The sequence below is a fragment of the Sphingopyxis sp. MC1 genome, from assembly GCF_000371385.1.
GTDB classification, from domain to species: Bacteria; Pseudomonadota; Alphaproteobacteria; order Sphingomonadales; family Sphingomonadaceae; genus Sphingopyxis; species Sphingopyxis terrae.
Genome location: NZ_AOUN01000016.1, coordinates 62,453 through 75,807 on the forward strand (window position 1 = coordinate 62,453; position 13,355 = coordinate 75,807).

Consider the following 13,355-nt stretch of genomic DNA (forward strand, 5'->3'; position numbering starts at 1 on the left):
TTGCTGACCCTTGGTAAGGCGTCTCGCGGCTCGCTGCAAGCATGTCGCGCGGCGCGCCGGATAAGGGGGATAAAGCGATGCGTTTCCTTCGCAAGCTGATGATAGGATTGGGAGTGCTGGCGGCCGTCCCGCTGGCCGCGCAGGGGCCGGTGCAGCAGATCGCCGCCAAGCCGGCGGAGCAGGCGCCGGCCGTGCCGCCGCCTGCGGGCGCAGCCAAGCTCGACGCCGCCGATGTCGAGGCGTGGCTCGACGGTTTCATGCCCTATGCGCTCGCGCGCGGCGAGGTTGCCGGTGCGGTTGTCGTCGTGGTGCGCGGCGGCGGCACGGTGCTGCAGAAGGGCTATGGCTTTGCAGATGTCGCGTCGCGCAAGCCGGTTGATCCCGCGACGACGCTGTTCCGCCCCGGTTCGGTGTCCAAGCTGTTTACCTGGACCGCGGTGATGCAGCTTGTCGAAGCCGGCAAGCTCGACCTCGACAAGGATGTGAACACCTATCTCGATTTCAAGATTCCGCCCTTCGAGGGCAAGCCGGTGACGCTGCGCAATATCATGACGCACACCGCGGGCTTTGAAGAATCGATCCGCTATCTGATCAGCAGTGATCCCAAGGCGGTGATGCCGCTGAAGGATTATGCGCGCGAAGCGCTGCCCGCGCGGGTGTTTGCGCCGGGAAGCACGCCCGCCTATTCCAACTATGCGACCGCGCTGGCCGGATACATCGTTCAGCGCACCAGCGGCGAATCGTTCGACGATTATATCGACCGCCACATCTTTGCGCCGCTGGGCATGAAATATGCGAGCTTCCGCCAGCCGCTGCCGGCCGCGCTCGCGCCCTTCATGTCGAGCGGCTACCGCGTGATGACCGACAAGGCCAAGCCCTTCGAAATCGTCGTGCCGGCCCCCGCCGGCAGCCTGTCGGCGTCGGGCGGCGACATGGGCAAGTTCATGATGGCGCATCTGAACTACGGCGGCGTGCTGCTGAAGCCCGAGACGGCGAAGCTGATGCACGATTACAAGGCGCCCGGCGTCGGCCCGCTCAACAGCATGGCGCTCGGCTTCTACGAACAATGGGTCAACGGGCATCGGGCGATCGCGCACGGCGGCGACACCGAATGGTTCCACAGCTATCTGTGGCTGTTCCCCGATTCGGACATCGGCCTGTTCGTGTCGATGAACAGCCCCGGCAAGGAAGGCGCAGCGGGCGCGATCCGCAGCGCGCTGTTCCACCAGTTCGCCGACCGCTATCTGCCCGGCACGCCCAAGCCCGGACAGGTCGACGAAAAGACCGCGCGCGACCATGCCGCGATGCTGGCCGGCCATTATGTGTCGAGCCGCGGCTCCTTCACCAATTTCATGAGCCTGTTCGGCCTGCTCGGCCAGGCGCAGATCGTGGTCGGGACCGACGGCAAGATCGCGATGCCCGCGCTCGACGGGTTGAGCGCCGGACCGCGCGACTGGGTCGAGGTTGAACCCTTTGTGTGGCGCGACACGGGCACCGGCGAACGGCTCGCTGCCGAGGTCAAGGACGGACGCGTCGTGCGTCTGAGCCTTGATGCCGCATCGCCGTTCATGGTCTTCTGGCCCGCCCCGGCGGGCGAGAATGTCGCTTGGCTGAACCCGGCGCTGATCGCGGCGCTGCTGCTCGTGCTGCTCGCGGCGCTGGCATGGCCGGTGCGCGCGCTGGTCCGACGCAATTATGGCGCGGCCTTTGCGCTCGAAGGTCCGGCGCGGCGCGCCTGGCGGCTGTCACGGCTGTTCGCGTGGCTCGTCATCGCGGCGGTCGCCGGATGGGCGATGTTCATCGCCACCTTCTCGGGCGACATCGGCAGCGTCGGCGGTCCGCTCGACTGGCTGATCATCCTGCTGCGCGTGCTGACGCCGATCGCCAGCCTTGGGCTTCTGGCAACGAGCGCCTGGCACCTGTGGCTGTGCATCAAGGACAAGCGCCGCTGGACGATGAAGTTGGGGGCGGTGCTGTTGCTGCTGTCGGCGCTGGTGCTCGTCTGGGTGACGCTGCACTTCCACCTCTATGGCTTCGGCATGGTCTACTGATGACGGCCGATGTCATGACCGGACTGACGCTCGACCTTCGGGTCGAGCGTTTTCCCTATCACCAGCCGTTCCGCATCGCGGGCCATGAGTTCACCGAGACCGCGCTGCTCGTCGCCACCCTGTCCGACGGCCGCCATGAGGGCCGCGGCGAGGGGGCGGGGGTTTATTACCTCGGCGACGATATCGACCATATGCTCGCCGAAGCGACGCGGGTGCGGCCCGCGATCGAAGGGGGCGCGACGCGCGCGGATTTGCAGCATCTGCTGCCCCCCGGCGGCGCGCGCAACGCGATCGACTGCGCCTTCTGGGATATCGAGGCCCGGCGCGCGGGCAAGCCCGTCTGGGAACTGGCCGGGCTCGACCCGCCGCGCGCGCTGCGCTCGACGCTGACGCTCGGCGCCGACAGCCCCGAAGCGATGGCGGCCGCTGCGCTGGCGATCGACCCGCACGCGCCGGTGAAGGTGAAGCTGACGGGCGAGGTCGACCTTGATGCGGCGCGCATCGCCGCGATCCGCGCGGCGCGGCCGCATGCGTGGATCGGCGTCGATGCCAATCAGGGTTATGACCGCGCCACGCTGGGCGATCTGTTGCCGCTGCTCGTCGCGCACCGCATTGCGCAGCTCGAACAGCCGCTGCGGCGCGGGCGCGAGGCCGACCTCGACGGTGTCAAGCGGCCCTTGCCCTTCGTCGCCGACGAAAGCGCGCTGTCGCTTGCCGACACCGCATCGCTCGTCGGGCGCTTCGACGTCGTCAATATCAAGCTCGACAAGTGCGGCGGGCTGACCGAGGGGCTGGCGATCGCGCGGCAGGCGCGGCGGTTGGGGCTCGACGTGATGGTGGGCAATATGATGGGCACCAGCCTGTCGATGGCGCCATCCTACCTCGTGGGGCAGCTCTGCGATATCGTCGACCTCGACGGGCCGACCTTCCTCGCGCGCGACCGCGAACCCGGCGTCACCTACCGCGACGGCATGATCCATTGTCCGCCGAGCCTGTGGGGTGGCGGCTAATACGAATTTTCTTGTCCTAAACGGGTTGACAATTTTCTGATTAGGACAATAGTCTTGAAAATGAAATTTTCTTGAGGTGGAGGGTGGAATGACCGCGTCATTCCCGGCGACGCGCCGCGCCTTTGTGGCGGGCGCGGTCGGGACAGCCTTGTCTGCGACGATCGCAGCGCCGATGATCGGGCGCGGTGCCTATGCCTTCGCGGCGGCGCCGGCGCGCAGCTATTCGAAGCGCGCGGTCGATCTGGTTGCCGCCTCGCTGGTGATCGACATGCTCGCGCCGCTCAAGATCACGATGGCCCCCGATTATATCGCGCACCGCCTCAGCGATGCCGAGGCGGCGGAGTTTCGGGCGAGCGGCATCACCGGCTTTCACAACAGCTTCGGCCTTGGCGGTCCCGATGCGCGGGCGCAGGCGATGGAATATATGGCGGGGTGGCAGGGCTTCGTCGGGCGCAACGGCCATGTCTTTTCGCTCGTGGACACCGTCGATGACCTCGACAGCGCAAAGGCGATGCGCAAATGCGCGGTCATCATGGGCATCCAGAATGCCGACCAGTTCGACAGCGTCGAGGATGTCGCGGTATTTCGCCGGCTGGGCCTGCGCTGCGCGCAACTGACCTACAACAGCCAGAACCGCATCGGGTCGGGCAGCACCGACCGGGTCGACGGCGGGGTCAGCGACTATGGCGCCGCGATCATCGACGCGATGGAACAGGCGAAGATGCTGATCGACGTATCGCATTGCGGCGACCGCACCACGCTCGACGCGATCGCGATCGCCAAGGGGCCGATCGCGATCACCCACAGCAATGCGCGCGCGCTGGTCGATCATCCGCGGGTCAAGACCGACGAGGCGATCAAGGCGCTCGCCGCCAAGGGCGGGGTCATGGGGATCACGGGGGTACGAATGTTCGTCCGCGCGAGCGACCCCACCAACGTCGGCCATATGGCCGATCATATCGACCATGTCGCCAAGCTGGTCGGGATCGAGCATGTCGGCATCGGGTCCGACGCCGACCTCAACGGCTATGACGACATGGCGCCGGAGGAATATGCGGCGCTGAAGGCAAGCTACAAGGACAGCTATGCCTTTCGCGACAAGATCGACATCGACGGTTTCGACCACCCGCTCAAGGTCTTCGACCTGACCGAGGAACTGATCCGTCGCGGCTATTCGGACGATAACATCCGCGCGGTGCTGGGGGGCAATTTCCGCCGCCTGCTCGCGCAAGTGTGGGGGTAAGGCGATGAAACAGGGTCTTTGGATTACGGGAAGCATCATGGCGCTCGCGGTGGCGATGCCGGTGCAGGCGCAGGAAGCGGGTGGCGCGGAATATAGCGGCGAGATCGTCGTCACCGCCCAGAAGCGCGTGCAGAATGTGCAGGACGTTCCGATTTCGATCAGCGTCGTCGGCGGTGAGGATATCCAGCAGCAGGGTTCGGCCTCGCTCGTCGATTATGCCGGCTATGTTCCCGGCATGAATGTGAGCAACGGCGGCACGCCGGGGCAGACGACGATCACGCTGCGCGGCGTCGCACCGCTCAGTTCGGCGCAGACGGTCGGCATCTACCTCGACGATGCGCCGGTCGGATCGAGCGCGATCTACAATCGCTCGGGCGCCTTCACCATCGACCTGATGCCCTATGACCTCGACCGCGTCGAAGTGCTGAAGGGGCCGCAGGGTACCCTGTATGGCGCGAGTTCGATCGGCGGCCTTGTCAAATATGTCACGGTGCAGCCCGACACGCATGAATTCCGCGTTCGCGCCGGACTCGAGGGCTTTTCGATCAAGGATGCAGGCGGTCTCGGCTGGGGCGCGCAAACCTATGTCAATGTCCCGATCGCGCAGGACACGCTGGCGATCAGCGGCAGTTTCGCTTGGCGCAAGAGCCCGGGCTGGGTCGACAGCGTCAACAATGCCGGGCTGACCGATCAGAATGATTTCGAACAGCGCGGCGGCCGCGCGGCGCTGCTGTGGCAACCGACGCCGCAATTGAGCGTCAAGCTGGCGGGCATTTGGCAGTCGCTCAATTCGGACGGCAATGGCCTCTATGCCGCAGACCTTGCGGGCAACCGGCTCGGCAACGGCCATTCGTTCAACAATTATGTCCCCGAATCCTATGATATCTCGCTCGATTATTATTCGGCGACGATCGATTATGATTTCGGCGCGGCAACGCTGACCTCTGCGACCACCTACAGCAAGACGAAGAGCCGTCAGGTGCAGGATGCGAGCTATGCCTTCGGCGTGCTCTTTCCGCTGTTGACCGATGGCGCGGTCGATCCCGGCATCACGCCCTTTTACCTCGACCTCGGGCTCAAGAAATGGACACAGGAAGTCCGGCTGACCTCGCCAAGCGGCGGGCGGTTCGAATGGATGATCGGCGGCTTTTTCACCGACGAGAAGACGAGCAACGCGCAGCTTGTGCGGTCCTATGACATGAGCGGCGATCCGATCGCCGGGCTCGATCCGCTGGCGATCGTCGGGCTGCCCGCGACCTACAAGGAATATGCGATCTTCGGCAATGCGACGCTGAAACTCGCGGAACAGTTCGACGTGACCGGCGGGCTGCGCTGGGCGCGCAACAAGCAGACGTTCCGCCAGATCAGTTCGGGCGCGATCGTGCCCCAGGCCGACGATCCGGGAAGCTCGGCAGAAAGCGTCTGGACCTTTTCGGTCAGCCCGCAATTTCATATCAACAAGGATGCGATGCTCTATGGCCGCGTCGCCACCGGCTATCGTCCGGGCGGCCCGAACGTCATCGTTCCCAATGTGCCGCCGACGGTTTCCGCCGACCGCATGACCAACTATGAGGTCGGGCTGAAGGCCGATCTGGCCGATCGGATGGTAACGGTCGACGTTGCCGCTTTCTGGATGGACTGGACGGACATTCAGGTCGTCCGCTCGTTCGGCGGGGTCAATGGCGGCGCCAACGGCGGCAAGGCAACGAGCAAGGGTTTCGAAGGTAGCATCGCCTTTCGCCCCGCGCCCGGCCTGACGATCAGCGCGACCGGCAGCTACACCGACGCCTCGCTGAGCGAGGATGTCCCCGAAATCAGCGGGGCGAAGGGCGACCGTTTGCCCGCGGTGCCGAAGTTCAGCGGCGCGCTGCGCGCCGACTACGACTTTGCGCTGGGCGGCAACGCCAAGGGCAGCTTCGGCGCCGGCATCCGCCACGCGAGCAGCCGCCTGTCGCTGGTCGAAAGCGATCCGCTGACCGCGCGCGCCGAGCCCTATACCTCGGTCGATCTGAATGCGTCGGTGACGTGGGACGGCCATTGGACGCTGCGCGCCTATGCGCGTAACCTGTTCGACAACAAGGGCGAGATGGCGCGCTCGACGATGGCGGACGGGTTGAACCAGCCGAGCTTCCTGTCGATCTCGCCGTTGCAGCCGCGCACAATCGGCGTCGCGATCGACATGGCCTTTTGAACGAAAGCGGAGTGACAGCGATGAACGCGCCGACGGGCCGGCTGGACAGCCAGCTCACCCTCCCGCAGCCCTATCTGCTCTTCCTGGGCGACACGACCGAGGCGGGCTATGCCAAGACCGCCTTTGGCCTTGCCGACTGGGCCGCCGACCGCTGCGTCGGCGAATGGGGGATCGGCGGCTGCACCGTCACCACCGGCCTGTCGCGCCTGTCGCCGGCCGAGGCGCGGGCGGCGGGCGCGCGTTCGCTGGTCATCGGCGTCGCCAATCAGGGCGGCATCATCGGCGACAGCTGGGTCGCGGTGCTCGTCGAGGCGATGGAGGCGGGGCTCGACATCGTGAGCGGGCTTCACGTCCGGCTGACGAGCATCCCCGCGCTCGCCGATGCGGCGCGGCGCACCGGCCAGCGGCTGATCGACGTTCGCACCCCGCCGCCTTCGATTCCGATCGGCAACGGCCGCAAGCGCAGCGGCAAGCGGCTGCTGACCGTCGGCACCGATTGCGCCTTGGGCAAGAAATATACCGCGCTGGCGCTGCACCGGGCCTTTGCCGAGCGCGGGATCGACGCCGATTTCCGTGCCACCGGGCAGACGGGGATCATGATCGCGGGCGGCGGGATGCCGATGGATGCCGTGGTGTCGGACTTCGAGGCGGGCGCCGCCGAAATGCTGAGCCCCGACGCACCCGCCGATCACTGGGATCTGATCGAGGGGCAGGGGTCGATCTTCAACCCCGCATATGCCGCGGTATCGCTCGGCCTGCTCCACGGCAGCCAGCCCGACGTATTCGTCGTCTGCCACGATCCGACGCGCACGGTGATCCTGGGCATGGAAAGCTTTGCCCTGCCGAGCATCGAGGAGGTGATCGACCTGACGATCCGGCTCGGCAGCCGGACCAATCCTGCGATCCGCTGCGGCGGCGTCAGCCTCAACACCTCGAGCTATGATGCCGATGCGGCCGCGGCGCTGATGGCGGCGGAGGCGGCGCGGCTGGGCCTGCCGGTCGCCGATCCGATCCGCGGCGGCGCGGCGCTCGCGGCGCTCGTCGAAAACTGTCTCGCGTGATGGTGGGCGAGGCGGGCAGCGGAGGGAGCTGGTTTCAGCGCTTTCTGCTGCCCGGTTTCGCACTGAAGGCGGTCATCATCGGCGGCGGCTATGCGACGGGCCGCGAACTGGCCGAATATTTCGTGCCGGCCGGACCGTGGGGCGGGCTTGCCGGGATGCTGCTCGCGACGCTGATCTGGAGCGTCGTCGCGGCGCTGACCTTCGCGCTCGCGCGGCAATTGCACGCCTATGACTATCGCAGCTTCTTCCAGCAATTGCTCGGCCCCGGCTGGGTGCTGTTCGAGGCGGCCTATCTGATCTTCGTTGTGCTGATCCTCGCGGTGTTCGGCGCCGCCGCCGGCGCGATCGGGGCGGCGACCTTCGGCTGGCCCGAACTGATGGGGGCGGTGGTGCTGGCCGCCGCGATCCTGTTCGCGACCGCGTTCGGCGAAGCGGGGGTCGAGCGCCTGTTCAAATATGCCTCGATGCTGATCTATGCGGTCTATGCGCTGTTCCTCTTCTTTGCGCTGACCCGCTTCGGCGACCGTATCGGCGCGGGTTTCGCCGCGGCCGGACCGCCGGCGGACGGGTGGATGGCGGGCGGCATCACCTATGCGAGCTATAACATCGTCGGGGCGGTCGTCGTGCTGCCGGTGCTGCGCCACCTGACGAGCCGCCGCGACGCGCTGATCGCGGGCGCGATCGCCGGGCCGCTGACCATGTTGCCCGCGATCCTGTTCTTTGTGGCGATGATGGCCTTTTATCCCGGCATCGGCGACGAGACGCTGCCCTCCGACTTTCTTTTGCGGCAGATGGCGGTGCCGGGCTTTCATCTGCTGTTCCAGCTGATGATCTTCACCGCGCTGCTCGAAAGCGGGGTGGGGGCGATCCATGCGATCAACGAACGGATCGCGGGCGCGTTCGAGGCGCGCGGTCGCGCGGCGCCTGGCACCGCGGGACGCGCGCTGATCGGCGCGGCGATCCTGGCGGGTTGCATGTTCGTCGCGGCGCGCGTCGGCCTCGTCGATCTGATCGCGAGCGGATACCGCATCCTCGCCTGGCTGTTCCTGGCTGTTTACGTCGTCCCGCTGCTGGGGATCGGCACCTATCGCCTCGTCAAGCGGGGCCCCTCGTCCATGCAGGAGGTTCGTCCATGAAATCCGCGCGTCTGCTGGCGGCATCGCTGATGCTCGCCCTTTCGGTGCCCACCTGGGCCGAGCCGCCCGCCGACATCGGCGACAGCGTCGAGGCGCTGCGCCAGAAGATCGGCGCGGTCGGCGTGTCGATCGCGATCGTCGAGGACGGCCGGACGACGCTGGCGCGCGGCTGGGGCGTGCGAAAGCTGGGCGAGAGCGCGCCGGTCGACGCCGAAACCATCTTTCAGACGGGATCGACCGGCAAGGCGATGACTGCCGCCGCGCTGGCGGTGCTCGTCGATCAGGGCAAGATCGCGTGGGACGATCCGGTTATCAAGCATATGCCGTGGTTCCGCATGTACGATCCGTGGGTCACGCGCGAGATCACGATCCGCGACCTGCTCGTCCACCGGAGCGGACTGGGGCTGGGGCAGGGCGACCTGATGTTCGTGCCGCGCACCTATCTGACGCGCAAGCAGACGGTCGAGCGCGTCGCCTTTCTCAAGCCCAAGACGAGTTTCCGCTCGGCCTATGCCTATGACAATATCCTCTATGCCGTTGCCGGGCAATTGATCGAGGAGGTCACCGGCCAGCGCTGGGAGGATTTCATCCGCGAGCATGTGCTGCGCGCCGGCGGCATGAAGAATGCGACGAGCGACAGCGAGGATCGCTTCCGCATCGCCAACCGGTCGTGGCCGCACGCGCGGCTGTCGGGGGCGCTGCGCGGGCTGGGGCCGCAGCAGGCGCTCGACGAACGCGACGAGCTGGGTCGCAACGGGGCGCCGGCGGGCGGACTGGCGCTGAGCGCCGACGATATGGCGGCGTGGCTGAAGATCCAGCTTGCGCATGGCGCGCTGCCTGGCGGCGGACGGCTGTTCAGCGAGGAACAGGCGAAGCAGATGTGGACCCCGGTGACGCCGATGCCGATCACCGAACTGCCTGACAGCCTGAAACCCGCGCAGCCGATGCAGCAGGCCTATGCGCTCGGCTGGCAGGTGCAGGATTATCGCGGCCACCGCATCATCCAGCACAGCGGCGGCGTGTTCGGTTCGATCACGCGCGTCGTGATGATTCCCGACAAGAATGTCGGCTTTGCGATCATGATGAACAGCGAGGACAGCGGGATGATCCTGGGGCTGACCTACGAACTGCTCGACCATTATCTGGATCAGCCCGATTATGGCTGGACGACGAAATGGCAGGACTGGTTCGAAGCGCGGCTGGCCGGCGGCGTCGAATTTCTGAAGCAGGCAAAGGCATCGCCGGCGAAGGTCGGTCCGTCGCTGAAGCCTGCGGGCTATGCGGGGCGCTATCGCGATCCGTGGTACGGCGATGTCGTGATCGCCGACGGCGCGAAGGGGCTGACGATCGACTTCACCTCGACCCCGCGCATGGCGGGGCGGCTCAAGCATTGGCAGTATGACAGCTTCGTCACCGAATTCGACGATCCCGCGATCGAACCCGCCTATGTGACCTTCGCGCTCGACGCGGACGGCAAGGTGACCGGCGTGACGATGAAGCCCGTCAGCATGATCGCCGATTTCAGCTGGGACTATCAGGATCTCGACCTCAAGCCCGTGGAGGACAAGAAGTGAAGCGCATTGCCATCTTGCTCGCCGCCACCGCGCTGTCCGCCTGTTCGGCGGCGGGCGACAAGCCGCAGGCGGCGCCGCCGCCGCTGCACAGCCGGATGCTGGTGCTCGACACCCATCTCGACACACCGCTTCATTTCGAGCGGCAGGGATGGAACTTTGCCGACCGGCACGATCTGGCGACCGACCTGTCGCAGCTCGATATTCCAAGGATGCGCGACGGCAATCTGGATGGCGGCTTCTTCGCCATCTATACCGAACAGGGGCCGCTGACCCCGGCGGGCTATGCCGCCGCGCTTGCCCATGCGCGCAAACGGTCCGACCTGATCGACAAGATGATCGCTGACAACAGCGGCCTCATCGGCGCGGCGCGCACCGCCGACGATGCGCGGCGGCTGAACAAGGAAGGCAAGCTCGTCGCCTTCAAGTCGATGGAGAACAGCTATCCGCTCGGCGAGGATCTGTCGCTGTTGCAGGAATTCTATGACAAGGGCGTGCGGCTGGCGGGGCCGGTCCATTCGGCGAACAATGAATTTGCCGACAGCGCGACCGACAAGCCGCGCTGGAACGGGCTGAGCCCGCTCGGCAAGCAATGGGTGGCCGAAATGAACCGGCTGGGCATCGTGATCGACGCGAGCCATTCGTCGGACGCGACCTTCGACCAGATCCTGCAACTGTCGAAATATCCGATCCTGCTGTCGCATTCGAGCCTGCGGTCGGCGCATGACCATCCGCGCAACCTCGACGAAGGACGCCTGCGCAAGCTGGCCGAAAAGGGCGGCGCGATGTGCATTTCGACGATCTTCATGTCCGAGATGAACATGTCGCCGGCGCGCGCCAAGCTGTTCGGCGAATATGAACATATCGGGGAGATGACGCCCGAAGCGCAGGCGGAACTGACGCGCCAGTGGCGCGAACTCGACAAGACCGAGGCGATGTGGGCCGCGGATTTCGAGGATTATATGAAGATGGTGCTGCGCGCGATCGAGGTCGGCGGCGTCGATCATATCTGCTTCGGCGCCGACTGGGACGGCGGCGGCGGCCTGAAGGGCATTGAGGATATTTCGGCGCTGCCGAAAGTCACCGAACGGCTGAAAGCTGCGGGCTATTCGGACGCCGACATCGAAAAAATGTGGAGCGGCAACATCCTGCGCGTCGTCGCAGCGCAGGGGAAATAGCCTATTCGGCAGGCACGCCGTCGGACATCGCGACATCGGTAACGGCGAAGAGCGCGCCGAGTTTCGATGCGATGACGGCCGCCGCGCCATCGTCGAGGCCGGGCACGTCGATCCGCAGCCGCATCGCGCCGTCGCCGGTCTGCACGGCAACCGTCGCGGGGACGAGGCCGCGCTGTCCGAAGAAGCCGGTGATGCGAGGAAGCGACTGCGGATCGGCGAGCGCGGCGATGCGAAAGCGGTGCATTCAGGCGGCCGCGCGCTGTGCCCCGGCGGCGATGACTTCCTCGGCCATTTCGTCGGCGACGACGGCGGGCGAGCGTCCTTCCTGCGCGGCGCGGTCGAGTAGCGCGGTCACGCGCGGCGCAATCCGGGCTACGCGCGCCGCGACCTCGCTTTCGTCTTCGCCCAGATATTCGGCCGACACGCTGATGATCCCGCCCGCATTGGCGACATAGTCGGGGACATAGGCGATCCCGCGCGCCATCAACAGATCGGCGACCGCGGGTTCGGCGAGTTGGTTGTTCGCGGCGCCGCACACCAGCCGCGCCTTCAGCCCGCCGACGCTTTCGGCATTGAGGGCGCCGCCGAGGGCGCAGGGGGCAAGGATGTCGGCTTCGACGCGAAGGATGTCGTCGACATGGACGACCTCTGCCCCGTGGATTGCCGCGAGCCGGTCGCGCCGCGCCGGGTTCGGATCGGCAATGACGAGCCGCGCCCCGGCGTCGGCGAGGCGGCGGCAGAGGTCGGCGCCGACATTGCCCGTACCCTGCACCGCGACGGTCAGGCCGGCGAGGTCGCTGCCCAGCCTGTGGGCTGCCGCTGCCTGCATCGCCTCGAAGACGCCGCGCGCGGTCCACGGCGAGGGATCGCCGCCCGCGCGGCCGCCCGCAGGGGGCAGGCCGGCGACGTGGCGCGTGACGCCTGCGATATCCTGCATGTCGGCGACGGTGGTGCCGACATCCTCGGCGGTTACGTAGAGTCCGCCGAGCGCCTCGACCGCGCGGCCGAAGGCGCGGAAGAGCGCGGTGCGGTCGAACGAGCCGGCGGGGCGGCGCAGCACAGCCTTGGCGCCGCCGAAGGGCAGGCCCGCGAGCGCGTTCTTGTAGCTCATCCCCTCGGCCAGCCGCAGCGCATCGGCGAGCGCGCTATCGACATCGTCATAGTGCCACAGGCGGCAACCGCCCGCGCCCGGCCCGAGCGCGGTCGAGTGAATTGCGATCACGCCGTCGAGGCCGGCGGCAGCATCGAACAGGCGGACACATTCGACCGGCGGGGTCATGCGGGTGGGGCGGCTGACCATCATGGGGCTCCTTGAAATGATTGGCGGAAATGACTGGCGTAAATTCGCTGCGCCTTATCGCATCATGGCGCCGGACAAACTTGTTCGCATTTTCGCCCACATTGGCGATTTTGGGGATTTTTAAACCGGAAATTTATGGATATGGGAAATGAATGATCGACCTTGATCCGTTCGAGATAAAAATCCTTCGCGAATTGCAGCGCGACGCGAGCCAGACGACCGCCGAGATCGCCGATCGCGTCGGACTGTCGGTATCGCCCTGCTGGCGGCGTATCGACCGGCTGGAGCGCGAGGGATTTATCCGGAAACGCGTCGCGATCGTCGACCGGCGCAAGGTCGGACTGAACGCGCATGTCTTTGCGCAAGTGAAGCTCAACGCGCACGGTCGCGCCAATCTTGATGAATTCAGCGCGACGATCCGCGGCTTTCCCGAAGTGCTCGATGCCTATGTGCTGATGGGGACGACCGATTTCATGTTGCGTATCGTCGCGCGCGACATCGACGCCTATGAACGCTTCTTCTTCGATCAGCTGAGCAAGCTGCCCGGCGTCCAGGAAATCAATTCGACGGTCGCGCTGTCCGAGATCAAGTCGACGACCGAACTGCCGCTATAG

11 protein-coding genes are annotated in these 13,355 nt (G+C 66.2%); 9 read left to right on the plus strand and 2 right to left on the minus strand.

The window, feature by feature from the left end:
* Positions 1 to 77 precede the first annotated feature (77 nt).
* The 8 genes from EBMC1_RS15285 (at position 78) to EBMC1_RS15320 (ending at position 11,441) form a co-directional block, all read left to right on the plus strand.
* Positions 78 to 2,051: a serine hydrolase domain-containing protein gene (locus EBMC1_RS15285; RefSeq protein ID WP_040590584.1), complete on the plus strand. Its 1,974-nt coding sequence runs from the start codon at positions 78 to 80 to the stop codon at positions 2,049 to 2,051.
* Positions 2,051 to 3,061, plus strand: coding sequence for a dipeptide epimerase (locus EBMC1_RS15290; protein ID WP_003050348.1), 1,011 nt, complete (start codon positions 2,051 to 2,053; stop codon positions 3,059 to 3,061). Before EBMC1_RS15285 ends, EBMC1_RS15290 begins: the two co-directional genes overlap by 1 nt.
* A gap of 88 nt (positions 3,062 to 3,149) precedes the next feature.
* Positions 3,150 to 4,304, plus strand: a complete 1,155-nt coding sequence (locus EBMC1_RS15295) for a dipeptidase (protein ID WP_003050350.1) — start codon at positions 3,150 to 3,152, stop codon at positions 4,302 to 4,304.
* A gap of 4 nt (positions 4,305 to 4,308) precedes the next feature.
* Positions 4,309 to 6,495 carry a TonB-dependent receptor gene (locus EBMC1_RS15300; protein ID WP_003050353.1) on the plus strand — a complete coding sequence of 729 codons (2,187 nt, stop codon included), beginning with the start codon at positions 4,309 to 4,311 and terminating at the stop codon, positions 6,493 to 6,495.
* Between the two features lie 20 nt (positions 6,496 to 6,515).
* On the plus strand, positions 6,516 to 7,556 hold the full coding sequence (locus EBMC1_RS15305; protein ID WP_003050358.1) for a DUF1611 domain-containing protein: 1,041 nt from the start codon (positions 6,516 to 6,518) through the stop codon (positions 7,554 to 7,556).
* Positions 7,556 to 8,692: a YkvI family membrane protein gene (locus EBMC1_RS15310; RefSeq protein ID WP_003050360.1), complete on the plus strand. Its 1,137-nt coding sequence runs from the start codon at positions 7,556 to 7,558 to the stop codon at positions 8,690 to 8,692. Before EBMC1_RS15305 ends, EBMC1_RS15310 begins: the two co-directional genes overlap by 1 nt.
* On the plus strand, positions 8,689 to 10,266 hold the full coding sequence (locus EBMC1_RS15315; RefSeq protein ID WP_003050362.1) for a serine hydrolase: 1,578 nt from the start codon (positions 8,689 to 8,691) through the stop codon (positions 10,264 to 10,266). The genes EBMC1_RS15310 and EBMC1_RS15315 overlap by 4 nt, the downstream gene beginning before the upstream one ends.
* Positions 10,263 to 11,441 (plus strand): membrane dipeptidase, encoded by a 1,179-nt coding sequence (locus tag EBMC1_RS15320; RefSeq protein WP_003050365.1) that lies wholly within the window; start codon positions 10,263 to 10,265, stop codon positions 11,439 to 11,441. The genes EBMC1_RS15315 and EBMC1_RS15320 overlap by 4 nt, the downstream gene beginning before the upstream one ends.
* Position 11,442: 1 nt before the next feature.
* Here the strand turns inward: EBMC1_RS15320 and EBMC1_RS15325 are convergent, their stop codons facing one another.
* Both EBMC1_RS15325 and EBMC1_RS15330 read right to left on the minus strand, forming a co-directional pair.
* Entirely contained in the window at positions 11,443 to 11,685 is a 243-nt protein-coding gene (locus tag EBMC1_RS15325) for a hypothetical protein (RefSeq protein WP_003050368.1), read from the minus strand.
* Positions 11,686 to 12,741, minus strand: a complete 1,056-nt coding sequence (locus tag EBMC1_RS15330) for a Leu/Phe/Val dehydrogenase (RefSeq protein ID WP_003050369.1) — start codon at positions 12,739 to 12,741, stop codon at positions 11,686 to 11,688.
* Positions 12,742 to 12,893: 152 nt separating this feature from the next.
* On the opposite strand from EBMC1_RS15330, the gene EBMC1_RS15335 reads away from it, so the two are divergent.
* Positions 12,894 to 13,355 (plus strand): Lrp/AsnC family transcriptional regulator, encoded by a 462-nt coding sequence (locus tag EBMC1_RS15335; protein WP_003050371.1) that lies wholly within the window; start codon positions 12,894 to 12,896, stop codon positions 13,353 to 13,355.